This window comes from Mangrovibacterium sp., from assembly GCF_041596335.1.
In the GTDB taxonomy this organism is placed as follows: domain Bacteria; phylum Bacteroidota; class Bacteroidia; order Bacteroidales; family Prolixibacteraceae; genus Mangrovibacterium.
In genome coordinates this window covers 20,696-44,566 of record NZ_JBFHIT010000030.1, presented here as the reverse complement: position 1 = coordinate 44,566, position 23,871 = coordinate 20,696, and the positions used below count along the sequence as shown (strand labels likewise).

At 43.9% G+C, this 23,871-nt stretch carries 18 protein-coding genes; 13 read left to right on the top strand and 5 right to left on the bottom strand.

Going from position 1 to position 23,871, the window contains the following annotated elements; genetic code table 11:
- Window positions 1–17 precede the first annotated feature (17 nt).
- On the top strand, window positions 18–1,688 hold the full coding sequence (locus tag ABZD21_RS11820) for a RagB/SusD family nutrient uptake outer membrane protein (RefSeq protein WP_372775208.1): 1,671 nt from the start codon (window positions 18–20) through the stop codon (window positions 1,686–1,688).
- A 210-nt stretch (window positions 1,689–1,898) separates the two neighbouring features.
- Here the strand turns inward: ABZD21_RS11820 and ABZD21_RS11815 are convergent, their stop codons facing one another.
- The 4 genes from ABZD21_RS11815 to ABZD21_RS11800 form a co-directional block, all read right to left on the bottom strand.
- A complete protein-coding gene (locus ABZD21_RS11815) occupies window positions 1,899–2,507 on the bottom strand; it encodes an NTP transferase domain-containing protein (RefSeq protein ID WP_372775207.1) in 609 nt (202 codons plus the stop codon).
- The gene (locus ABZD21_RS11810) at window positions 2,500–3,516 is read right to left on the bottom strand and encodes an XdhC family protein (protein ID WP_372775206.1); all 1,017 of its coding nucleotides are present in this window, start codon (window positions 3,514–3,516) and stop codon (window positions 2,500–2,502) included. Before ABZD21_RS11810 ends, ABZD21_RS11815 begins: the two co-directional genes overlap by 8 nt.
- A 42-nt stretch (window positions 3,517–3,558) precedes the next feature.
- Window positions 3,559–5,805, bottom strand: coding sequence for a molybdopterin cofactor-binding domain-containing protein (locus tag ABZD21_RS11805; protein ID WP_372775205.1), 2,247 nt, complete (start codon window positions 5,803–5,805; stop codon window positions 3,559–3,561).
- Window positions 5,806–5,877: 72 nt separating this feature from the next.
- The gene (locus ABZD21_RS11800) at window positions 5,878–6,333 is read right to left on the bottom strand and encodes a (2Fe-2S)-binding protein (RefSeq protein ID WP_372775203.1); all 456 of its coding nucleotides are present in this window, start codon (window positions 6,331–6,333) and stop codon (window positions 5,878–5,880) included.
- A 658-nt stretch (window positions 6,334–6,991) separates the two neighbouring features.
- Here ABZD21_RS11800 and ABZD21_RS11795 point away from each other — a divergent pair.
- The 4 genes from ABZD21_RS11795 to ABZD21_RS11780 all read left to right on the top strand — a co-directional run bounded on the left by ABZD21_RS11795 (window position 6,992) and on the right by ABZD21_RS11780 (window position 14,834).
- Entirely contained in the window at window positions 6,992–8,911 is a 1,920-nt protein-coding gene (locus ABZD21_RS11795; protein ID WP_372775202.1) for a BNR repeat-containing protein, read from the top strand.
- Window positions 8,912–8,951: 40 nt separating this feature from the next.
- Window positions 8,952–10,172: a glucuronyl hydrolase gene (locus ABZD21_RS11790; RefSeq protein ID WP_372775201.1), complete on the top strand. Its 1,221-nt coding sequence runs from the start codon at window positions 8,952–8,954 to the stop codon at window positions 10,170–10,172.
- Between the two features lie 27 nt (window positions 10,173–10,199).
- Window positions 10,200–13,316 carry a glycoside hydrolase family 2 TIM barrel-domain containing protein gene (locus ABZD21_RS11785; RefSeq protein ID WP_372775200.1) on the top strand — a complete coding sequence of 1,039 codons (3,117 nt, stop codon included), beginning with the start codon at window positions 10,200–10,202 and terminating at the stop codon, window positions 13,314–13,316.
- 183 nt (window positions 13,317–13,499) lie between these two features.
- On the top strand, window positions 13,500–14,834 hold the full coding sequence (locus ABZD21_RS11780; protein ID WP_372775199.1) for a BNR repeat-containing protein: 1,335 nt from the start codon (window positions 13,500–13,502) through the stop codon (window positions 14,832–14,834).
- A gap of 41 nt (window positions 14,835–14,875) precedes the next feature.
- Here the strand turns inward: ABZD21_RS11780 and ABZD21_RS11775 are convergent, their stop codons facing one another.
- Window positions 14,876–15,358 (bottom strand): hypothetical protein, encoded by a 483-nt coding sequence (locus tag ABZD21_RS11775; protein WP_372775197.1) that lies wholly within the window; start codon window positions 15,356–15,358, stop codon window positions 14,876–14,878.
- Between the two features lie 126 nt (window positions 15,359–15,484).
- On the opposite strand from ABZD21_RS11775, the gene ABZD21_RS11770 reads away from it, so the two are divergent.
- The 8 genes from ABZD21_RS11770 (at window position 15,485) to ABZD21_RS11735 (ending at window position 23,437) form a co-directional block, all read left to right on the top strand.
- Complete coding sequence (locus tag ABZD21_RS11770; RefSeq protein WP_372775196.1) at window positions 15,485–16,201, top strand: hypothetical protein; 717 nt, start codon at window positions 15,485–15,487, stop codon at window positions 16,199–16,201.
- A 22-nt stretch (window positions 16,202–16,223) separates the two neighbouring features.
- Complete coding sequence (gene tsaA / locus ABZD21_RS11765; protein WP_372775195.1) at window positions 16,224–16,727, top strand: tRNA (N6-threonylcarbamoyladenosine(37)-N6)-methyltransferase TrmO; 504 nt, start codon at window positions 16,224–16,226, stop codon at window positions 16,725–16,727.
- A 283-nt stretch (window positions 16,728–17,010) separates the two neighbouring features.
- Window positions 17,011–19,155 carry an ATP-binding protein gene (locus ABZD21_RS11760; RefSeq protein WP_372775194.1) on the top strand — a complete coding sequence of 715 codons (2,145 nt, stop codon included), beginning with the start codon at window positions 17,011–17,013 and terminating at the stop codon, window positions 19,153–19,155.
- Between the two features lie 247 nt (window positions 19,156–19,402).
- On the top strand, window positions 19,403–19,849 hold the full coding sequence (locus tag ABZD21_RS11755; protein ID WP_372775193.1) for a thioredoxin family protein: 447 nt from the start codon (window positions 19,403–19,405) through the stop codon (window positions 19,847–19,849).
- A gap of 4 nt (window positions 19,850–19,853) precedes the next feature.
- Window positions 19,854–20,840 (top strand): FAD:protein FMN transferase, encoded by a 987-nt coding sequence (locus ABZD21_RS11750; RefSeq protein WP_372775192.1) that lies wholly within the window; start codon window positions 19,854–19,856, stop codon window positions 20,838–20,840.
- A 77-nt stretch (window positions 20,841–20,917) separates the two neighbouring features.
- Window positions 20,918–21,139 carry a DUF4266 domain-containing protein gene (locus tag ABZD21_RS11745; RefSeq protein ID WP_372775191.1) on the top strand — a complete coding sequence of 74 codons (222 nt, stop codon included), beginning with the start codon at window positions 20,918–20,920 and terminating at the stop codon, window positions 21,137–21,139.
- A 13-nt stretch (window positions 21,140–21,152) separates the two neighbouring features.
- The gene (locus ABZD21_RS11740; protein ID WP_372775190.1) at window positions 21,153–22,625 is read left to right on the top strand and encodes a DUF3570 domain-containing protein; all 1,473 of its coding nucleotides are present in this window, start codon (window positions 21,153–21,155) and stop codon (window positions 22,623–22,625) included.
- A 425-nt stretch (window positions 22,626–23,050) separates the two neighbouring features.
- Window positions 23,051–23,437: a YidH family protein gene (locus tag ABZD21_RS11735; RefSeq protein WP_372775189.1), complete on the top strand. Its 387-nt coding sequence runs from the start codon at window positions 23,051–23,053 to the stop codon at window positions 23,435–23,437.
- Window positions 23,438–23,871: the final 434 nt, after the last annotated feature.

The window sequence follows — 23,871 nt, the reverse complement described above, 5'->3', positions numbered from 1 at the left end:
AAAAAATGAAAATAATTATGAAAAAATATATCAGAATAATATTGAGTGCCGGTGTTATCCTAACAATAATCACGGCCTGTTCCAAATCGTTTTTGGATGAAGAGGTACTGGATGCCTATGCTCCTTCAACACTTGATAACAAGCTTGGTTTTGAAGCTGCTTCGATCGGTTTGTATAATCATTACAGCACAGCGTTAACCACTACCTGGGATCAGACCAGGCTGGGGATGTTCCAGTTAGGGACTGATATTCTTTGGGCGCCAATGGGGCGGTCGAATGGTGATGCACGCCCTTATTTCAATTATGAAAGCTTAACTTCAACGGACGCTGCCGCCGAGAAATACTGGGATTACCTCTATACGTTAATCAACAACGCGAACGTAATGATCAGTAATGCTGACAAAACGAGTGCTACCGACATGACCGCAGCAGAAGTAGCTGCCTACAGTTCCGAAGCAAAATTCTTCAGAGCCTGGGCTTACAACCAGCTGGTAACGTTTTGGGGCGATGTTCCTTTATTGACCGCTCCGCTGACTGAACCGAAAACAGATTTCACGCGCAATGCAGTTTCTGAAATCAACACCGTAATTGAGAGTGATTTGCTTTACGCAATTAACAATCTCGGAGATATTGATGCCGTAAGCCAAGCTCGCGCGAATAAATCGATGGCTCGCCAGTTGTTGGCTACGGTTTATCTACGTGTTGGAAAATATGCTGATGCCGAAACGCAATGTACAGCCATTATTACCTCAGGTAAATTTAGCCTCATTACAGAACGATACGGAGATACAAGCAATGGAGGCGATGCGTTCTCGGATATGTTCCGTGTTGGCAAGCAACGGCGTAACCAGGGAAACACGGAAGCAATTTGGATTTTGGAACAGGAGAATCCAGCGGATGTACCCGGTGGAAGCACTAATTATCCACAACAACGTCGCGTATGGGGTGGTGGCTATCACGATGTGCCGGGGATGACTCCTTGCGATACACTTGGAGGACGTGGATTAGGTCGTGTTCGTTTAAACAACTGGGTTGTGTATGAATTGTATGATGATGGTGATATGCGAAATTCACGGTATAGTCTGCACCGCCAGCACTATTTCAATAATCCGGATGCCAAGTATGCGGTGGTTTATGGTCAGCCGGTTCCCTATGGTCAGGACGTAACCTTTGATTTGGGGGGGACTTACGGAACATTGAAAGTGAATGCGTTGGATACCATATACAAATTGGCACCTTACACCTTAAAATGGGGACATTTCGACCCGCGTGATACCTTTGGTTATGGGATGTGGAAGGACTTTGTTTTGATGCGTTTGGGCGAAACGTACCTGTTGAGAGCTGAAGCACGTTTCAGACAAAATGATTTGGATGGTGCAGCAGATGATATCAATGAATTGCGCGATCGTGCTCGGGCTCCCGAAGTTACGTCAGGCGACATTACGCTCGATTTTATTTTGGATGAACGTGCTCGGGAATTGTTAGCTGAGGAAAATCGTCGGGAAACCTTAATTCGCACCGGAACACTAATTGAACGTGCCACGAGGTTGAACGGAACGACTACTTTGGCTAATGGAAACATCGAAACAACAAACGGGTTGGAAGCTCACCATGTGTTGTTCCCGATCCCTCAAGCTGAAATCGACTTGAATAAAGACGCCGATCTTGGACAAAACGACGGATATTAATCGTCTCGCAGAACTGAATCCGGAAGAAGTAACTAATAAATATGCAATTTCAGATCAGTTAATGGTTCTATAGATCTAAGCGAAAGGCTGTTCGAGAAATTTTCGGGCAGCCTTTCTTTCTATGTTGCCGCCGGTAATTGTCAGCTCATGCATCGATTGTAAAACAGGTCTGATATGTGTTTGGAACTTGCAGTTTTAATGGCAGTTTCATTAGCCGGCAGATTGACTTTTTAAAAAAGCAGCCAGCATTTCCTGATACTTTTCACGGGTGTCCATATCTTCGAGTTCACTGTCGGAATCTACACAAATCACCCATTCATTATTGTCAGTAATCAATCTTTTTGCCCCTTTTTCGCCATTTAATTTCTTGAGATCATCGAAGTAACTTTTACCAAAAAGAGCGGGTACGCCCTGCCAACCGTTTTTCGATCGCGATGCGACGATCCTGTTTGGGTTGAAGTTTTCGATCATTTTTTTCAGATGTACTGCGGAGACCATGGGCTGATCAATCAGGGTGATCAAGATGCCTTCGGTTTCCGGAAATTTTTTGGTCATTTGAGTGATTGCCGCGGAAATAGAACTTCCCATACCTGCCGGCCAATCCTTATTCAATAAGACAGTAGCCGGATATCTTTCGACAAATGGTCTGGTTTGCGCTGACTGCGAACCAAGCACGACAAATACGGGATACCCGGTATTCAGCAACTGCTGAATTTGAAACTCAATTAAGTTGTATGATCCCCAGGGGAGCAATTGTTTGGGTTGTCCCATTCGGGATGATGATCCCGCCGCTAAGAGTAAAATAGAAATTTCAGCCATGGATCGAACCTGTTTTGTTCCGTAAAGCAATCGGTTCCTGTCGGCGGATGACGCTTAGTATCTCGGCCAGGACAGATACCGCTATTTCTTCGGCAGTTTCCACTCCCACGTTGATTCCGGCAGGCCCGTGGATCTGATCTAAAAAGTCAATGGATAGTTCGGGGTTGAATTCCAGAAGGCTTGACAAAATTCTCTCTCGTCGTTTCACAGACCCAAGTAGACCGAGATAAGCAGGGGTGACATCCTTAAGCGCCAGTAAATACTGGACATCTTTGTTCAAACTGTGCGTCATCATCACAATTGCCGTCTGTTTGTCAAACAGCGATTGATTGATTTCCCCGAAGGATGGGGTGATAATTGATTTGGCGCCGGGGAAAAATTCGATTGTTTTCGAATCGTCGGGAGAGGCGACGACAGTAACATCCCACCCCAACAGGGCGGCTGATTTGCACAAATGAACCGCATCGTGTTCGGCACCAAAAATGTACAATTGAAACGGAGGATCAAACGATTGTACGAAAGATTGCTGATCTTCAATTTTCTTCGGATTAAAGTTGGGATTAAGTGAGTAGCTTTCTCCGTTTAGCTCACACAAGGTGCCCAGATTTTCGTATTCACCAACGGATGATTTAAAGTAGGCTTTCATGCTAAATGGCAGCCTTTTTTTCAATGCTTTACTAAAAGCGTTAATCAATTCATAGCTAAGAAAAACCGGTTCAATGAGTATCAGGATATTGCCATCGCAGCCTAAGCGGAAACGACCATCATAAGTGATCATTTTGGACGTCCCGCGTTGGAATACCGTCTGCGCCTGACGAGAAATTTCTCCTTCAACACAACCACCGCTGACAGCTCCGACTGAATCTCCGTTTTCATTGATAACCATCCGCACCCCGGGGCGGCGATAAGAAGAGCCTTCCAGGCCGACAACCGTAACAAGAACAGCCTTTTTATTCAACTGCTGCCATTGGGCTAAAGTTTGAAACAAGCATTTTATTTCGTGTGTCATATGTCAACGATTTTTGTTACTGAAAAAGCTTACCCGTTGTGTTCAATCAAATTGGTTTTTAATGAATGGCTGATGATAGTATCGTGTGCCGGTTGCTTTGTACAAAGCATTTGCCAGTGCAGCCATTACAGGAGGGTAGGGCGGTTCGCCGAGACCTGTCGGATGGATCTCATTTTCCACAAAATGGACTTCGATCGATTTTGGAGCTTCAGCATGACGGATAAGCCGGTAGCTATCGAAGTTATTTTGATCCGGTTGCCCATCAGAAAATGTGAGTTGACCGTACATGGCCTGCCCGATTCCGTCCACGATGCCTCCTTCTGTCATATTAACAGCAGCATCCTTATTGACTACAATGCCGCAATCAATGGCAGCGTAAACCGTCTGAATAATGGGTTCGCCATTGTCAAACTCAATGTCCAATACATTGGCCACATACGAACTATGGCAGAAATAAGCGGAGACCCCACGTTTTTTTGCGGCAGAATCTGTTCCCCAGCCCGATTTTTCGCGAACCAGTTCAAGCACTCCGGCATAGCGGGCTGCATCGTAGTCATTTTTCTCGCCAACCGGATTATCCTGAGCCCGTTTCAGCAGATCGAGACGAAACTGAATCGGGTCTTTACCTGCCGCTTCAGCTACTTCATCCAGAAATGATTGCTCCGCAACAGCATTGAAATTGGAGCCCGGTGCCCGCATTGCTCCAACACTGATGTTGGATTCAATGGCCCAGCTATCGGCCAGGTAATTATCTACAGCGCCGGCGGGAAACCGGTTTGCATGTAAGGCATTTTCGGGAATACCGCCCATCCGGACATGAAAGCCAATGAGATTATTATCGACATCGAGTGCTGCACGGTAAAGCGCATGGTACGCCGGACGATAAATACCAAAGGTCATTTCATCTTCGCGGGAGTAGATCAGTTTCACCGGTGCATTCATCTTTTGCGAAATCAAAGCCGCTTCAACCATAAAGTGTCCGTACAAACGCCGGCCGAATCCACCACCCATCCGGGTCATTTGGATGTCAATTTTTTCCAGAGGCAAACCCAATCGGGCCGACAAGGTTTTTTCCATATACTCAGGTGACTGGATCGGACCAATTAATACGGCATTGTCCGTTGTTACGTCGGCAACGAAATTCATTGGCTCCATCGGGCTGTGGGCCAGAAACGGTGCTGTGTAAGTTCGTTCAATTACTTTAGCCGCATTTTTAAATGCTTCTTCCGGCTTGCCATCCCTTCGCTCTTTCCGACCTGGCTTTGTCGCAGCTGCCGCCATTTTCGCATTGTGGCCGTCTGAACTTTCGAGACCAGAGGGTACAACAACTGTTTGATCGCCTCCCCAGCCTGCAACAGCCATCTCATAGTCCGAAAAAGGTTCCCATTCGACTGTTAACATCAGCTTGGCATTCATTACTTCCCAGGTTGAGCGACCGACAATAGCCACCAGATCGGTGAACGAAGCCGTGTCGCACCATTGTTGCTTATAGTCGTCGTTATAGGTTTTAATTTGAAAAACATCTAAAATCCCCGGCATGGCTTTCGCTTCCGTTGCGTCGAACGATTTCAGTTTCATTCCGAAAGCAGTTGGATGTTCCAGCATAGCAATCAGCATGCCTTCTTTTTTGTAATCGAGACCAAATAACGGTTGACCGGTCACGATTTTATATCCGTCGACATTCTTTTTGGATGTCCTGATAATTTTAAAATCTTTTAAATCCTTCAACTCTACTTCTTCCGGAACGGGCAGTTGGGCTGCAGATGAGGCGACTTCGCCATAGCTCACCTTTTTCCCGCTGTTTTTATGATACAACACACCTAATTCGCTGGTGATTTCATCAACCGGCACATTCCATTTTTGGGCTGCAGCTTCTTTCAGCATTTTACATGCCGAAGCGCCTGCCAGTCTGAGCGCGTTCCAGCTCTGTTTTATCGAGTCACTTCCTCCGGCCAATTGCCGGTTAAAAATGTCGGTGTTAAGCGGTGCCTGCTCTACGATCACATTTTTCCAGTCAACATCCAGTTCTTCGGCTACAATCATGGGCATGGAAGTTTTCACATTCTGACCAATTTCGGGATTGGGCGACATGATCGTGACCACGCCGTTTTCACCGATCTTTAAATAGCCGTTAATTTCGAACCATTCATCAGGGATCGTCAGGCCTTTGGGAGCATCGGCGGCGCACGAAGCAGCCAGCCAGTTAAATCCAATCAGCATGCCTCCACCGGCTAAAACAGAACTTTTTAGGAAAGAACGCCGATTCAATTTCGTTTTTATAATTGTCATGTCACTTGGGTTTAAATTAGTGATTCATCTGTAGAAAAGATGATTTACAATTGGACCGAAATGGAAAGTCCGTTAAGAATTGGCCGCAGTTTTAATTGCTGCCTTAATCCGGGTGTAGGTGCCACAACGGCAAATATTGCCATTCATGGCGGCTTCAATTTCCGCGTCGCTGGGATGTGGATTACTCAACAACAAGCCGGCAGCGTTCATGATTTGCCCCGACTGGCAATAACCACATTGCGGAACATCATGTTCTATCCACGCCTTTTGCAGCGGGTGATCGCCGTTTTCAGAAAGTCCTTCGATCGTTGTGATTTCCTGATCCCCAACTGAATCGACAAAAGTGATACACGAACGCACAGCGAAACCGTTCATGAGAATGGTACAGGCTCCGCATTGAGCCATTCCGCATCCAAACTTGGTTCCAACCAGATTGAGATGATCCCGGAGTACCCAGAGCATCGGGGTTGAAGGATCAACATCAACCTGGTATTCTTTTCCATTAATCTTTAAATTGAATTGTGCCATATGTTGAATTTTATAGTTGACAGCCTTGCATGAAGCATTCACATTCATCGGATGTCGTTAATTTTGCACAACCAGCTTTTGCCAGATGTGGGAGCAGTCGGTTTTCCTTTCTTACGAATTTATACAAAAATGTTAGCCCTTACTATTCGTTTTTGCGTCGATATCTCTCGATTTTAGTGTTTTACAAATGTTCCGAATCTTTTTCAAAGACTTTAAGATACGTCATCCGGTTTTGATCTCTTTGCCGTCCTCACGAAAAAGCTTACGATTATATTACTATTGAAGTCGATTTTACCCGGAACTTCCGTTTGCACCATGTTTTTTTGAACACGGGTGTATTGGCAGGGGGAAATTATTTTTTTAAGCTCTCTTCCTATTTACCGGAATATACTTGATGATCCAAAAGTCCAAACTAAAATTAATTGAGTAAAATTTGTTTTTGAGTTGAGGGTTAAAGGAGCTTTATTCGTCATTAATTAAACATGCTTTAATTAGCACTCCGGTTATTGTTACCTGGATCAATAGGAGAAAGGGTATCGGCTAAAATTCTAACCCAAAATAAAAAGAGCTATATTCCATGCAGGATTGTCGGTTTTTGCGCAAAAAAATTTCCGTTTTTGAGACGGGAGCTTTATCTACTTTAGAAATTGATACAAAAATGAGGCTTCCATTTACAAATTTCGGGAATGGCCAAGCTAAGCGTGTAAAGCAAACTGTTTTATGCTTGTTGATTGCTATCGTCAGCCTGACAAGTTGTTCGGGAGCAAAAGAACAGGTTGCAACTAAAAAGACCGATCGCTACGAAGTAGCCCGCGAAGGCGCCTGGTGCTGGTTTGCCGATCCCCGGGCGATTCATTATGAGAATGAAGCCGGAACAATCAATAAAACGTTCATTGGCTACATCGATATTCATGGAAATATTAAAGCTAGCCAGCATGATTTTCTGACGGGAAAAACGCAAGAGGTTTTGATCAGATCCTGGTTTCAGCCGGATGATCACAATAATCCGACCTTCCTGGTTCTTCCCGATGAGCGGGTCATGGTATTTTATTCACGACACACCGATGAACCGTGCTTTTATTACCGCATTTCCGGGAAGCCCGGCGATATTACAGACCTCGGCCCGGAGTTTACAATCCCAACCGATCGGAATACAACTTACCCTTCTCCTTTTATTTTGTCCGACGATCCCGATCATTTTTACTTGTGCTGGCGGGGAATAAGCTGGCACCCGACAATCGCTAAACTGTCGTTGCCCGATGACGAAGGGGCGGTTGAAATGGTTTGGGGCCCAAATCAAATCGTGCAATCCACGGCATCACGGCCCTATGCCAAATATGCCAGCAACGGAAAGGATAAAATTTATATGGCCTATACAACCGGCCACCCGGATCCTACGATGCCCAATTATATCTACTTCAATTCAATCGACATTAACTCGATGGAGTTAAAAGATGTCACAGGCCGCGTGATTTCGAAAATAGGCGATGAATTACACCATGTAGCAGCAACACAGGATTACGAAGATGAATATACCAATGCTGTTGTTGATGATACACAGCTGCGCGATTGGTTATGGCAGGTTACTCTGGGTAAGGATGAAAATCCGGTTATCGCCATGGTGCGCATCAACGAGGACAAAAGTTCGCACGATTACTATTATGCACGTTGGACAGGTACCGAATGGCAAAAGACGTTTTTGACAAATGCCGGCGGCCATTTTCATCAGTCGCCCGACATTGAGAAATGCTACAGTGGCGGAATGGCGATTGACGATCAAAATCCCAATGAAATCTACTGCTCTGTACCGGTTTCGGGGAAATACGGAGAAGTTTACGAGCTTGTAAAATATACCATCAATGAGCAAGGTGAAGTCAGTCAAACAGACTCACTAACGAAAGATTCGAAGTTGAACAATGTCCGTCCTTTTATCATTCCCAACCGAAACGATTCTCCCCTGAAGTTGACCTGGATGTATGGAGATTATCACGATTGGATTGTCAGCAAAGAACGTCCGCAGGGATATTGCACGTCAGTTTATGCCGATTACAACCTGAAAGGGGAAGCCGTTGACCTAACTTCGGGCTTGGTATCCGATGCGTCTTATTCCGCGAAAGAAACAGGAAACAGAACATTTCAGATGCCGGAGTCGGATGAGTATTCAATTTTTCTGGAATTGGAACTCGATACTTCGGCTTATAGCGGAACATTGCTTAGCGCGAATAATTTCGAATATGCGGTAAACGGCGAAAGCATGAAACCATCTATTCGTTGCGAAGAAAGCACATCTAACAGCACGAACATTTTGGGAAATTCCGATGGTTGGAAAGAGGCGCCCCGATCAACAGACGGCGCTTGGTGCGATCCTGTAAAATATACCTCTGTCCGGTTAACGCTTGTATATTCGGATTACGAGTTGAAGAGCTACCTGAATGGCCTTGTTGATCAGGTAGTGGGAATGAACGGATTTAAATTTACGCAGTTTCAAGTCGGCGAATTTGCCACTAAAATCAAAACCTGTAAAGTGTATAACCGAACGTTAAATCAGGCTGAAATTAATCAGTTGTCAGGTAATTGATGATATTTAAAAAGAGCATTTATATAAATAAACCCAAATCATGCATAAACAAATTAGTTCCTTTTTGTTGCTGCTCGCTGTTTTTTTCAGCTGCACAACACCGGAGAATAAAGAGAAGCCGTTGGCGCAAGTGATTAACGAATCGTTGGAATTTGCGACGCAACAAAGCCTTTTAATGGCTGAATCGTTGAAAGACCAACCCGACCGTCTACCCAAAACCATCAACGCTGAAGGACAATTGGAAACATGCGGTTCAGCCTGGTGGGTGAGCGGATTCTTTCCCGGGGTACTTTGGTATTTGTACGAAAGCAATCCTACAGATAGCCTGAAAGATTGGGCGATCAACTATACCTTGCGCGTTGAGGATCAGAAGTACACCACCGACAACCACGATGTTGGTTTTATGATTTTTTGCAGCTTCGGTAATGCCTATCGTCTAACCGGAGATACAGCTTACAGCGAGGTGATTCATACTGCCTCAAACTCACTGATTACCCGTTTCAACCCAACCATTGGCTGCATTCGCTCGTGGGATTATGCTCCATGGAGCGCCAAGTGGCAGTACCCGGTAATTATCGACAATATGATGAACCTGGAGATGCTGGAATGGGCATCCAAAGCCTTCAGCGATACCGTTTACAGTCATGTTGCTGAAAGCCATGCGAACACAACACTGAAGAATCATTTCCGGGATGATTTCAGCAGCTACCATGTTATTTCCTATGACACAATTACCGGTCAGGTTGAAAAGAAAAATACCGCTCAGGGTTATTCCGACGATTCCGCCTGGGCACGTGGTCAGGGCTGGGGCTTGTATGGTTATACCATGATGTACCGCGAAACCGGCAACAAAGTTTACCTGGAACAAGCCGAAGGTATTGCCGACTTCATTTTGAATCATCCGAATTTGCCGGAAGACAAAATTCCATACTGGGATTTTAATGCCCCGGATGTCCCAAACGCGAAGCGTGATGCTTCAGCCGGAGCATTGATTTGTTCTGCTTTAATTGAACTGAGCGGTTATGTTCCAGCTGAAAAATCGCAAGATTACCTGATTGTCGCCGAGACTCAGTTGAGAAGCTTAAGTTCTCCGGCTTACCGGGCCGAATTGGGTGCAAACGCGAACTTCATACTCAAACACAGTGTTGGGCACATGCCTAACGGAACAGAGGTTGACGTGCCGTTAACTTATGCCGATTACTATTACGTGGAAGCTTTGATGCGCATGAAGAAACTACTTCAGGAAGAAGAAAAGCAATAGTGAAACAATCAAACGATATAGAAAACCATGAAGAAAAATTTAATTTATTTCCTTTTAATTTTATTCTCAATTACCACAAAGGCACAGTCGACGAACGACTGGGAAAAACCGGCTGTTTTTGGAATTAATAAAGAAGCTCCACGGGCGCATTTTATTCCTTTCGCTGATGAAGCTTCGGCTTTAAAAAACGACAAATTCGAATCGGCTTTCGTTTTGAATTTGAATGGAAGCTGGAAGTTCAACTGGGTGTATGCACCCGAACAGCGACCGGTCGATTTTTACAAAGAAAGTTACGATGTAAGTGGCTGGAATCATATTGAGGTCCCTTCGAACTGGGAACTGAAAGGATATGGAACGCCGATCTATACCAACATCACTTATCCTTTTCCGAAAAACCCACCCTTCATTGATCACAAACACAACCCCGTGGGTTCGTACAAACGCAGCTTCGATTTACCGGCCAATTGGGATGGTCGTCGGGTGGTTCTGCACTTCGAGGCTGGTACTTCGGCCATGTATGTTTGGGTGAATGGTGAAAAAGTAGGCTACAGCCAGGTAACCAAAAGCCCGGTGGAGTTCGATATTACCGACTACGTCCGCAAGGGGACCAATAATTTGGCGGTTGAAGTTTACCGTTGGAGCGATGGCTCGTATCTGGAAGACCAGGATTTCTGGCGCCTTTCGGGTATCGACCGCGATGTTTATCTAACCAGCACCGATCAGGTTCGTATTGACGATTTCTTTGCCAAAGCTGGTTTGGATAAAGCCTATAAAAACGGAACGTTCTCAGTAGAATTGGACGTGAAAAACTACAGTGCCAAGGCAGCTTCCGGTTCATTGCAGGTTCAAATTCTCGATGCTTCCGGCAAGCAGATTTATAACACTAAGAAAAGCTGGAAAGCCGGGGCGAATGCTTTGGCAACTGTTTCAGCTGCCACAACGGTAAAGGGCGTGAACCCGTGGAGCGCAGAAACACCAAACCTATACCAATTGCTCCTTGCGTTATATGATGCCAACGGAAACTTACTTGAAGCGACTTCTCAGCAAATTGGTTTCCGCACCGTTGAGCTGAAGAATAGTCAACTGCTGGTAAATGGGAAAGCCGTTTTGGTGAAAGGGGTGAACCTGCACGAGCACAATCAAACTACCGGTCATTATGTGGATAAAGCAACTATGCTGAAAGATATTGAAGTGATGAAAGCGCACAATGTCAATGCAGTTCGTACTTCTCATTATCCGCACAGTTCGCTTTGGATCTCTCTTTGCGATCAGTATGGTTTGTACCTGGTTGACGAAGCGAACATTGAAACGCATGCCATGGGAGCGGAGTTGCAAGGATGGTTCGACAAATCGAAGCACCCGGCTTATTTACCCGAGTGGCATGCTGCTCACATGGATCGTATTCATCGTTTGGTGGAGCGCGATAAAAACCATGCTTCCGTTATTCTTTGGAGTTTGGGAAATGAGTGTGGAAACGGCCCTGTTTTTCACGATGCTTATAAGTGGATTAAGGAGCGGGACAATACCCGTTTGGTTCAGTTTGAGCAAGCCGGAGAAAATGAAAATACCGATGTCGTTTGCCCGATGTACCCACGCATGAAAAATATGCACGAGTATGCTGAAAGGGAAAACCCGGGACGTCCGTTTATCATGTGCGAATATTCGCACGCGATGGGCAACAGTAACGGTAATTTTAAAGAATATTGGGATCTGATCCGCTCCAGTGCACACATGCAGGGGGGCTTCATTTGGGACTGGGTTGACCAGGGCCTGGAAGCAACAAACTCATTAGGCCTCAACTTCTGGGCTTATGGTGGCGATATTGGCGGTTACAAATACACGCACGACGAAAACTTCTGTATGAATGGAGTCGTCTTTCCTGATCGCACGCCACATCCGGGATTGATGGAAGTGAAACACCAGTATCAGAGCATTCATGTCAGCGCTGTCAACTTGTTAAAAGGTGAACTGGCCGTTTACAACGAATATTCATTCATCAATTTAAGTGAATTCAACTTTAAATGGATTTTACTGAAAAATGGCGAACAAGCAGCAGCCGGTGAATTCACAAGTTCTGCCAAACCCGGCGAAACTCAAAACGTGAAAATCGGTTTGCCTGAAGTGAAAACTGAACCCGGTGTTGAATACACCCTGAACGTTTATGCCTATACCAGGGACGCCAAAAACCTTGTTCCTGCTGGTCACGAAGTTGCACGCGATGAAATCGCTTTTGAAAACAACAATTACTTTGTAGCTCCCAAAGCTTCAACCGCTAAACCGACCGTGAAAGAACATGATCGTCAGATTACACTGGAAGCCAATGGTGTTCAGGTGATCGTCAGCAAACGTTCCGGTTTGCTCGGGCGGATGGTTGCTGATGGTCAATTGCTGATTAGCTCAGAGTTGACTCCCGACTTCTGGCGTGCACCGACCGACAACGATTTTGGTAACGGAATGCCTGTTCGGTGTAATGTTTACCGGGCAGCCGGCTTAAATCGTGAGTTGAAACGCATTACGGTGGAAGAAACAGCAAATACGGTTGTTGTGACCAGCGAATTGTTGCTGAAGGATATACATTCAAGCTATACACTGGTTTATGCCATGAATGGAGACGGTAGCGTGAAAGTTGATGTGGATTACAAAGCCGGCGTCGACAATTTGCCCGATATGCCACGCTTTGGTATGGTGGTTCGTTTGACGGGCGATTACGATCAGTTTAGCTACTACGGCCGTGGGCCCTGGGAGAACTATAACGACCGCAGTTCTGCTGCTTTCCTTGGAGTTTACTCAAGTGAGGTCGCCGATCAGTACGTGCCCTATATTCGTCCTCAGGAGAATGGTTATAAAACCGATGTTCGGTGGATGAGCCTTACCAATGAAGCGGGTACTGGTTTGAAAGTTGAAGGTTTACAACCGTTAAGCGGCAGTGCCCTTCATTTCGAATCGGCTGATCTGGATCCGGGATTGACTAAAAAACAGCAAAATGCAGCCGATGTTCATTCGCGTTTTGATGTTTTCCTGCACATCGACCTGGAACAGTGCGGTGTTGGCGGAGATGACAGCTGGGGAGCCTGGACACACAAACAATATCGGTTGGAAGAAAAAGCCTATTCTTATAGTTTTATATTGAAACCAACAAAATAGAACAACTAAAAAAAAGGGGATGTCCCAAAAGTTCAGGCTCAGGTTATCCCGAACTCCCTGCCCGGCGGCAGACGGGGGTTCGGGATCTCAACATACTGATCGTCAGATGCTGAAATAAATTCAGGGTGACAATGCAGAGAATTTATGACTTTTGGGACAGCACCACTTTGTTAATATAAAACCATGAAATTCAAATTGTATTTTTTTGCTGTATTGGTTTTTTGGGGGCTGATGTCCTGTTCATCTCCAATAGAAACGAATCCGGCAACGGAATTTTCGGCCACACTGAAACCAATCGGTCTGGCTTGGTCCGAAAACAGCGTGAACGCAACCATTTTTCGTAAAAACTCCGTCGTATCATCGGCCAACTTTCAGTTTGTAGCCTATTACGACAGCGCTGCTCATGTGGTGTTGGCGCGTCGAAAGCATGGCTCCGATTATTGGGAGCTTCACCAAACGCAATATTCCGGCAATGTTCGTGATGCGCACAATGTCATCAGTCTGATGGTGGATGGTGATGGTTATTTGCATCTTAGTTGGGATCACCATAATAACCAACTGCACTATTGTCGCAGCCTGGAACCCGAAGGACTTGAACTGGGAGAGATGATTTCGATGACCGGTGAAAATGAAACGGTGGTTTCTTACCCCGAGTTTTATGCCATGGCCGATGGTGGACTGTTGTTCGCCTATCGCGATGGCGGTTCCGGAAATGGTAATTTGGTACTGAATCGATATGACCTGAAGGACAAAAGCTGGTCGCGTTTGCAGACCAGTTTAATTGATGGCGAAGGACAGCGCAATGCTTATTGGCAAATGTATGTCGATCCTGCCGGAACCATTCATGTTTCGTGGGTTTGGCGCGAAACGCCTGATGTTCATTCCAATCACGACATGTCATACGCTTGCTCTAAAGATGGCGGTCGCAGCTGGTATAAATCGACCGGCGAACAATACCAACTGCCGATTAATGCAACAACTGCCGAAGTTGTGAAAGTAATTCCGCAAGGCAGTAACCTGATCAACCAAACATCGATGACAACTGATGCTGCCGGTAATCCTTTTATTGCCACATATTATAAGGCACAGGGCGACATTTGTACCCAGTTTCATATTATTTACCGGCAGGAAGGCGTGTGGAAATCATCGGTTGCAACCAACCGCGAGCTTGATTTCGAGTTGGGGGGTGTTGGCTCCCGAAGTATCCCGGTTAGCCGCCCGCAACTGATGATTCTAAAGGTTGGCGATGCGCAGCAATTGGTGCTAATCTATCGCGATGAAGAGGAGGGGAACAATGTTGTCCTTTCAACATCGGTGTTAAGCGATAATCCGGAGTGGACTTCGCAAATCATCAGTCCCTATCCGGTTGATCGCTGGGAGCCCTCTTACGATACTGAAATATTACGCCGGCAGAATAAACTGGATCTGTATTTCCAGAAGGTGGCGCAAGGGCAGGCCGAGACAACAATTGCCTTGCCTCCACAACCGGTAGGCGTTTTAGAAATTAGATTGAAATAGATTGATTTGATTGGTCCTTCGCATTGCGGGGGGCTTTTTTTTTAATCCTCAAAGTAGAAATCGTCGGGATTGAAGGGAATATCATCGTCCGGATCGTGATCGAATGGACCAACCCCGGGGGGATTGAACAAACCCCAACGGTCGATGGTGTAATTGGTGATATCGAACGAAGCAACCCAATCAATAAAAAGCAAGCGGTATTCTTCGAGCAGATCACGCACGATTGTATAGTATTCAATTTCTTCAAAACCGAACATCTCAAGGCTGTGGTAATGTATTATTAGGTTGTGCGCGGCTTTCCGGATTATGGTGGCGCATTCCATTTTGATATCGTACAACGAAGACGCTTCAGCTCCGGCAACTTTCACCATCAGGATCAGCGAATCGGTTAAAATTTCGGTTTTAACAAACTGAAGTTTTTCATGATCATCCGGAATTAAGTCGGCAATTTTGGAAACTACCTCGTAAATCTCATTTCCTTTTCTGTAAATCGGTAAATGTTCAGTCTGTTTGTTCCTTAGCATGTGGGGTCATATTTGTGGTTGCGATTAATATAACGTTAAAACATGGGCTTCATTTTGTCACATTCAATTAAAAATAGGGTACGAACGGGCTTTATTGAATATTTTCGTGCCAAAGTTCAACAAAAAATGGATTACTTAAAGTCGGCCCTTGAATTGAAACAACTGATTCGGAAGGTGAATCACCTGCAAACTCAGAAAGAAACGAGTGTACTCGCGCATCGGAATAGTATGTTCCTTTTTTCGGGCAGCCATTTGATTGCCGAACAGGTAATGGCCGAATTCACCAATGAATTTGTTCAAAAAACCTTAGCTGTGTATCCGAACGCCACGTCATTTGTAATGACTGATTTAGCGGCTACCAAGGTGAAAGAGAAAACGCTGACTTACTGGTTGTACAAGGGCTATCATACCGGATTGGAAAAGGGGATGGTGTACTATCAGCCGATTGATGAACAGAGCTTGAACAAAATAGGGCGTCTGCAGTACAGCAACCTGGAAGACAATATTTTCCTGAAACATAGTGCTCCGGACTTCGAGGAAAGTTCGGCAAATGCCATGGAAACGGAAGAACAAATTGAAGGCAGTAAAAGCATCGTATTCTTTATCGGCAATATGGACGAGACTCGCTTGTTGTACGATATTCAACGGGTGATTTTCGATACGCTGAACAATGTTCAGAATCATAAAAATCTGAATTTCAGGTTTATTCTGAATATTACCCGATTCGGAGGAAAAACAACGACCGAATTTTTAGCTCAGCTGAAGGATATCGAGCATTTCGTCAAAAAAGAACTGGAGCGGGAATACCCCAATGTGCGCTATGTATTCGATCTGGAAAAGTAAGCCCAATTAAAAACGAACTAGCATGAGTGCGACTAATTTCCCATCGATCAGCTTTCAGCCCATTGGCCTTATCCGTACGCCACATGCCGACTTGGTAAACATGCCCATTCAGCCTGTTGGCGCTAAAGGAGTTGAAGGCATGATTGAATTGACGCCCGATTTACAGGAAGGACTGACTGATCTGGATGGTTTTTCGCACCTCACACTGATTTATTATTTGCACGAGGTGAAAGGTTGTGAGCTAATGGTGAAACCGTTTATGGACAACCGGGAGCATGGTATTTTCGCCACCCGTTCGCCCAAGCGCCCCAATGCGATCGGGCTGTCAACGGTGAAGCTGATCAAGGTAGAAGGAAATCGGGTTTATTTTGAAGGAGCCGATATGCTTGATGGAACACCTCTGCTGGATATCAAGCCGTTTTTCCGCCAAACCGATAATCGTCCCGATGCCGTTTCCGGGTGGCTGGACGAAAAAGATGAGCTCATGGCTCACAACCAGCGTTCGGACGATCGCTTTACGAAATAGAGCAACACCACCAATTTTTTCTTTTAGGCAGATTTCTCGCCGGCATTAACCGAACTTGAGTCGCACCTGTTGGCGCTACTCAAGTTCGTGTCACCCAATCTGCTGTTTTGCTTTTCATTTTGGCTCCCGGTACACCTGCCGGTCGGGAAAGCGTCTGACTTCGATGAAACCCCAAATTTCACAAATAGCAACAAACTTCGGTTTTTAGCAAAATCAAACCCACTATGTGATCATACCATTCGAGGATTTTTTTTTCTACATTTACAGGCTTTACACAAGTGGAATGAGTAAAGTGCTTTCAAAACACATGATGTTTTATTTCGTTGTTTTTATATTCTTGTGCACGTTAAATAGTTACGCGCAAGAGGAACTTCAAATTGATTCCCTGAAAAAGCGAAATCGAGTTGAGTTAAATAAAAATCAGCAAGTCGATAATTACAATCAGATTGCCTATTTATTTGGGGGTTTTAACACCGACAGTTCGCTTTTTTACAGTCATAAAGCGTTGTTTTTAGCTGAAGAAGTTGGATTTACAAGCGGGCAGGCAACGGCACATTCCTACATTGCCCGAGGCATGATTCAAAAGGGAGAATTGAAAAATGCGATCACAAATTTCAATTCTGCCATTCCCCTTTTTGTTTCCGAAAACGATTCGTCGAATGTTCTAAGTTGCTACCGGGGGTTGGGTTTTATCTACTCGTATGGCTCCAATAAATTAAAAAGTCTGGAATATAACCTCAAAGCACTCCATCTTGCCGAACAGCTGAACGATTCTGCCAGCCTTTCAGTTATCTACAATAACATAGGAGCAATCTACCGGTTTCTCGACAACCATGAATCCGCTTTGTTCTATTTCCAAAAATCGTTGGATATGGAAGTCCAGTGGCAAAACTTCTACGAAATGGCAATTGGGTTCGCAAATGTTGGAACAGTAAGGGTTGAAAATAACCAATATGCAGAAGCGGCGCAGGACTTCAAAAAAGTGTTGGAACTCCTTCCGCAAGTAGATGGAAACTACATAACGGTGAATTTAGATTTGTCACTATCGAGGTATTATACGACAATTAACCGCTTCGATTCGGCTTCCTATTTTATCGAGCAGTCAATTCGAAAAAGCAAGCGTGGTAAATTGCCTCAATATTTAGCAACCGCTTATTCCCGGAAAGGCGAATTGTTGTTAAAGCAAAAGCGGTACAAGAAGTGTATTCGATATTTTGAGAAAAGCTTAGCGCTATCCGATTCGATTGGAATTCGAGATGATTTGCCTAAAATATATGAATCGCAGGCCATTGCCTATGCAAATTTGGGTATGCACAATAAGGCCTATGAGCTATTGTTGGAACGAAATAGCGCGATAGATTCAACAAAGAATAAGGAAGTTGCCGTTTTAATTGGTGAATTCGAAAAAGAGCAAAAAATAAAGGTCGAGTCAGAACGTCAGATCTTAGAACATAAGCTAAAAGAACAAGTCGCCGAAAATAGATCCATTCGCATGAGGTATCGGCTTAAGTATGCCATTGGCATTATCTTATTGCTGTTGTGCATTATTGTCGTTGTCGGGTATCTGTTTCTGCGAATAAGGAAAAATAAGCAGGTTCTTGAAAGTCAAAACTCGATTATAAACAGCCAAAAATTACAACTGGAAAACAGTCTGAAGGAGTTGGAAATTAGTGAGGAAAACCTCAAGCAGTTGAATGTCACCAAAGACAAATTTTTCTCCATTATAGGGCACGATTTAAGAAGTCCGTTCAATGCGATCATCGGATTTAGCGACGAACTAACCCAGTCGTATGACTCGTACAATGACCAGCAACGAAAAGACATGATTGCCATCATCAGCGATTCATCAAAATCGACTCAAAAACTGTTAGACAACCTTCTAAACTGGGCTTTATCGCAACAAGAGCGAAGGCCTCTATTTAAAAAGCGACATTCGCTGACCCGGTTGGTTGAAACCGGGATTTCGGCTTACAAAAGTGCTGCCGCTTTAAAGAAACTTAAGGTGACACTATCAATACACGATAACCCGACTGTGTGGGTCGATAATGAGACCATTGAAATTGTGATCTCGAACCTGTTCAACAATGCCATAAAATTTACCCAATGTGGCGGATCAATTCACCTCCATAGTGTCGCTACGGCAGGCGAGGTTCAGCTTTGTATTCAGGACAACGGGATTGGAATGACAGACGAAATTAGAAGCGGCCTATTCGAGATTGAAAAAGACGTCAGGCGTTTGGGTACATGCAGCGAGAAAGGCACCGGTCTTGGTCTGCTTCTGTGTAACGAATTTGTAAGCAAAAACAACGGTAAAATTTGGGTGAATAGCACCGAAGGTAAAGGAAGTGAATTCTGGATTTCGCTACCTGCTTCCGAAACGAACAGCCAGGCCACCGGCCGTTCTTACACGACATTGGCAGAAGCGTAAACCACATGATCCAAGCAGGAATCAATTTAAAAAGTTTGTAATCGACAAGCCACCGTTCGTTTATGCGGGCGCATTGCTATTGAATAGGGGATAGCCATGGCTTGTGAAGCGTACAATTGTCATTTTACGGTGGTTGATTGTAATTTGGACAGGGAAGTTGCCCGCGATCCCCAACGATTTCAGATCTGTAATTGTCAGCGCAAATACTAATAAGACAAAAATGTCGTTTAATGAAAAATGCACGACAATGAAAAAAATGAAATTGATTTTAACACTTCTGTTCTTTGCAGGACAATTATCGCTAGTCTATTCTCAGAATTGGGAATTAGACTTTGACAACGCACTGAAAACAGCTCAGGATTCGAATAAAATTATTGTTTTAGTGTTCTCTGGTTCAGATTGGTGTGCCCCCTGTATGAAGTTGGAAAAAGAGATTTGGGAGAGTGAGACATTTAAAAACTATGCTGAAGACCATTTTGTAATGGTGCGAGCCGACTTTCCGAGGGGAAAAGCGAATAAATTGCCGAAAGAACAAGAGGAAAAGAACGCGAAACTTGCTGAAAAATACAATCAAAATGGCTATTTCCCATCCGTCGTAATTATCGATCAAAATGAAAAGGTATTAGGCAATACGGGGTATAAAAAGCTGTCGCCCGAAGAGTATATCGAGCATATAAATAACCTGGCTAAATAAAAACATGAAGCAGACCTTTTTCTTTTTAATCCTTTTTCAGGTAATAACTTGTCAGGCTCAAGAAGCGTTCAATAAAACTGTTCTTTTAATGGGAAGCAGGTTCGACATTACAGTTGTTGCAATGAACGCTACCGAAGGAGACAAATATATTGAAACTGCGATAGCCGAAATTTCAAGAATTGAGAAATTGATTTCTTCCTGGGACAATAATTCACAAACGTCAAAAATTAATCAAAATGCAGGCATTCAGCCTGTAAAAGTAGATCAAGAGCTGTTTGATTTAATTTCTCGTTCGATCGCTATTTCGTCAGTTACCGACGGGGCTTTTGATATTAGTTACGCGTCAATGGATAAGATTTGGAAGTTTGACGGAACTATGACACTAATGCCAACGAAACAAGAAATTCAAAAATCGGTAGAGAAAGTGGGGTGCCAAAAAATTAGTTTAAATCCTGAAAATCAAACCGTATTCTTACCTCAAGTGGGTATGAAAATTGGCTTTGGAGCTGTTGGGAAAGGATATGCAGCAGATAAAACCAAAAAATTATTGATGGAAATGGGTGTTACTGCCGGAATCATTAATGCTTCCGGCGATATGAATACCTGGGGAACGAAACCCGATGGTACCGAATGGACCGTTGCGATTACTAACCCGATGAATAAAAACAAAGCCTTTGCTCTACTTCCCTTGAAACAAGGAGCCGTAGTTACAAGTGGTGATTACGAGAAATATGTTGAGTTTGATGGCATTCGGTATGCCCATATCATCAATCCCAAAACGGGCTATCCTTCTCAAGGCATTATTAGCGTAACTGTATTTGCGCCAAGTGCTGAACTTGCCGATGCCTTAGCTACCTCTATTTTTGTAATGGGTGTAGAAGTTGGCTTAGACCGCGTAAATCAATTACCCAAGGTGGAATGTATTATTATTGACACGGAGGGCACTATTTTTCAATCTCAAAATATAAAGATCAATGAAACGGGCAGGTAGAATAATTGAGCCGGGAGTCGAATTAAGATACCTGCGGGTTCCATATTATGCCATTCAAAACATTCAATTTTAATCGTATGAATAAGCGAATTAGTTTTATTGTATTAATCTTCTTAATACTCGTAAGTTTAAGTTCTTGCGTAGCCGTGAAACCCTACGAAATGGTATCTATTAACGATCCCGATATGACGTTGACAGATCGAAACGCGAAAAAATTTCATACCGCCTTTCAAGTTTATCGTGAAGGGGCATCGGGAGGAAATGGCGGAAAATCAGGAGGTGGCTGTGGTTGTAATTAAAAGCGTCAATCGTATGAAAATCATTCTAATAAGTTTTATTGTCCTCTTGCCTTTTTGCCTATTTGCTCAACAGGACACAGATAGTACAGCTTTTCATAAAAGAGCATTGGAAAATACCGAATTGAGTATATTAACTAGTTTCTATACTCAGGATGGTAAAAATGCCGCTGTAACGGGAGGAATCGGCTCTGAACAACTCAATGACTATGCGACTAACATTCACGTTTCCATACCCGTGAAACAAAATGGTGTTTTAACGATCGATGGAACTGTATCCGCATACACATCAGCATCGTCCAGTAATTTAAACCCTTGGTCGGGGGCATCAAACGGAGGTGATGATGATGACGATGATGACCATGAAGACCATGATGATGATGACGACCATGATAATGAGGCAGGTGTGAATACAGGCACACCATGGGCAGCATCTTCAGGAGCCTCGCGCCAAGATGTTTGGGCAAATTTAGCTGCATCATACAGTCATTACTCCAAAGACAGAAATTCCATTTACAGTGGAAATTTGAGTGTCTCGAATGAATATGATTACTTTTCGCTGGGAGGAGGACTTGGTTTAGTAAAGCTTTTTAACAGAAAAAATACAGAATTAGGAATAAAGTCGAATGTCTATCTCGATAACTGGAGACCAGTTTACCCGACAGAAATAAAAACCTATATTGAAAATAATGGAAATCTTAATTCAGATTTTTTTCAAGACACCGATATATTGAATCAAAACGGAGACATTATTGATAAGTTTTCGCAAAATGCCTGGAGACCTTCGCAGGATAAATTAATTGATGACAAAAAACGAAATACTTATTCCGCAACAATTAGTCTTTCCCAAATACTCGGTAAAACAACTCAGCTATCTCTTTTTTCTGATATCGTGTATCAAACGGGGTGGTTGGCAAACCCGATGCAACGGGTTTATTTTGCTGATATCGACAATTTTTATATTGGTAACGCATCTAGTATTCCAGTTTATACCGACGAACGGAATCGCGATGTTTTTCAATTAGCCGATGACATTGAACGACTTCCCAATAGCCGACTGAAAATCCCAATAGGCATAAGGTTAAATCAATACGTGACAGAAAAAGTTGTTTTACGTACTTATTACCGTTATTATTTCGACGATTGGGGCATACAATCGCATACCATTGACGCGGAATTAGCGATAAAAATTGGGCGAAAATTTACCATTTATCCAAATTATCGTTTTTATACGCAAACCGAAGCAGATTATTTTGCTCCTTACGAAACACATCTCTCAACGGATGAATATTACACGTCCGATTTTGATTTGTCGAAATATGACACGAAACAACTAGGCCTGGGCGCGAAATACACGGATATTTTTACAAAATCTCATGTCTGGAAATTCGGCTTAAAAAGTTTGACACTCGACTATAATTATTATGAACGAACAACCGGACTGAAAGCACATATTGTTTCATTTGGAGCAGATTTTATAATTGATTAAAAACGAAGCGCTTGTGCTGATCATTAAGCGCCCGTTCCGCGCGAGGCACAGCGGCTGAACCGGGTGTTGAGGTAGTCGGTAAAGACCTTTACCTCTCCCCGGGTGAAGGATTGAATTCCGCTGAAGCGTTCCGAATCATCTCCAACATTGATCCTTGGCGCTGCAAGGTTTGTTTCGTTGGACTGATCAGCGCTTTTCCGATTAACAACACTGCTTAAGCCTTTAAACGGCAAACGTTTGTTGACTCAGGCGATAGCCTACCAGATTTTATCTATGATCGGAATCCTGATTTTACGATCGATTAACCATATGAATTATAATTCATACATTTAACATCGTAGCCGGTCGCTGCGAGAGAATACCAGAATGTCTTTTGTCGTTCATGCAGACAGTACATACATCGAGAAAACAGATTCAAAAACGCTATGGAAAACTTAGAAGAAAAAAACTCCATTGAAAGATCAAGAGAACATCTGGCTAACGAGAGAACCTTTCTTGCCTGGATACGAACATGTATTGCTTTAATGGGACTCGGCTTTGTCATTGTGAAGTTTTCTTTGTTTTTAAAACAACTCTCATTATTTTTTGAAACAGAGGATTTTCTATCAAAAGGGTATTCCTCAATGGTTGGCGTAGTCATGGTCGCTATAGGTGTCGTAATTACAATCCTGGCTTTTTTACAATACAAAAGAAATGAGAAACAGCTGGACAATAATCACTTTGTTTCCTCCTCCATGTTGTCACTATTAGTAACGCTCATAATCATAATCGGTGGCATCTTCTTGATGTTTTACTTGTTTTCAAATCTTTGATTACGATCCGATCTGAGTTAAGATATTTTGCCCGACCGCCATGGTCGGGCTTTTTATTTTTAAGCGGCTGTCAGCTCCTGTTTTTATTGTTTGAACGGAAGGTTTCGAGTCCTGTCTTGTGTTCGGAAAGCTGATTTTCGATCAGTTGCCCTTTTTTTGCGAAGCTCTGCCGGGCCCGGAGCAGGGCTTTTTCACCAAGTTCAGTATTGATTTATGATTTCGGCACGCTCAGGCCGCGGCTCGCCGGAGCCCAATCGCCAGATGGTATCCAGCTTTTCAGTTGCGGCAAGCCGGATCCTGCTTACGACTATCGATGCGTTCCGGCAAGTTTATCCGCCCCATTTCGCTACCTGCTTCCGAAACGAACAAGCAGTCCGCCAAACACCACGCCAACAGCATTCGGCCATTTACGCAACCAAGTAAGGAAGATTGAA

What these genes read in the sequence shown, in the direction of transcription:
- ABZD21_RS11755 (WP_372775193.1), top strand. Translation starts at nt 19,403, where the DNA reads ATGAAAAAAATGAAATTGATTTTAACACTTCTGTTCTTTGCAGGACAA.
- ABZD21_RS11760 (WP_372775194.1), top strand. Translation starts at nt 17,011, where the DNA reads ATGAGTAAAGTGCTTTCAAAACACATGATGTTTTATTTCGTTGTTTTT.
- ABZD21_RS11805 (WP_372775205.1), bottom strand. Translation starts at nt 5,805, where the DNA reads ATGACAATTATAAAAACGAAATTGAATCGGCGTTCTTTCCTAAAAAGT.
- ABZD21_RS11745 (WP_372775191.1), top strand. Translation starts at nt 20,918, where the DNA reads ATGAATAAGCGAATTAGTTTTATTGTATTAATCTTCTTAATACTCGTA.
- tsaA (WP_372775195.1), top strand. Translation starts at nt 16,224, where the DNA reads ATGAGTGCGACTAATTTCCCATCGATCAGCTTTCAGCCCATTGGCCTT.
- ABZD21_RS11780 (WP_372775199.1), top strand. Translation starts at nt 13,500, where the DNA reads ATGAAATTCAAATTGTATTTTTTTGCTGTATTGGTTTTTTGGGGGCTG.
- ABZD21_RS11770 (WP_372775196.1), top strand. Translation starts at nt 15,485, where the DNA reads ATGGATTACTTAAAGTCGGCCCTTGAATTGAAACAACTGATTCGGAAG.
- ABZD21_RS11740 (WP_372775190.1), top strand. Translation starts at nt 21,153, where the DNA reads ATGAAAATCATTCTAATAAGTTTTATTGTCCTCTTGCCTTTTTGCCTA.
- ABZD21_RS11810 (WP_372775206.1), bottom strand. Translation starts at nt 3,516, where the DNA reads ATGACACACGAAATAAAATGCTTGTTTCAAACTTTAGCCCAATGGCAG.
- ABZD21_RS11800 (WP_372775203.1), bottom strand. Translation starts at nt 6,333, where the DNA reads ATGGCACAATTCAATTTAAAGATTAATGGAAAAGAATACCAGGTTGAT.
- ABZD21_RS11790 (WP_372775201.1), top strand. Translation starts at nt 8,952, where the DNA reads ATGCATAAACAAATTAGTTCCTTTTTGTTGCTGCTCGCTGTTTTTTTC.
- ABZD21_RS11820 (WP_372775208.1), top strand. Translation starts at nt 18, where the DNA reads ATGAAAAAATATATCAGAATAATATTGAGTGCCGGTGTTATCCTAACA.
- ABZD21_RS11785 (WP_372775200.1), top strand. Translation starts at nt 10,200, where the DNA reads ATGAAGAAAAATTTAATTTATTTCCTTTTAATTTTATTCTCAATTACC.
- ABZD21_RS11815 (WP_372775207.1), bottom strand. Translation starts at nt 2,507, where the DNA reads ATGGCTGAAATTTCTATTTTACTCTTAGCGGCGGGATCATCATCCCGA.
- ABZD21_RS11775 (WP_372775197.1), bottom strand. Translation starts at nt 15,358, where the DNA reads ATGCTAAGGAACAAACAGACTGAACATTTACCGATTTACAGAAAAGGA.
- ABZD21_RS11795 (WP_372775202.1), top strand. Translation starts at nt 6,992, where the DNA reads ATGAGGCTTCCATTTACAAATTTCGGGAATGGCCAAGCTAAGCGTGTA.
- ABZD21_RS11750 (WP_372775192.1), top strand. Translation starts at nt 19,854, where the DNA reads ATGAAGCAGACCTTTTTCTTTTTAATCCTTTTTCAGGTAATAACTTGT.
- ABZD21_RS11735 (WP_372775189.1), top strand. Translation starts at nt 23,051, where the DNA reads ATGGAAAACTTAGAAGAAAAAAACTCCATTGAAAGATCAAGAGAACAT.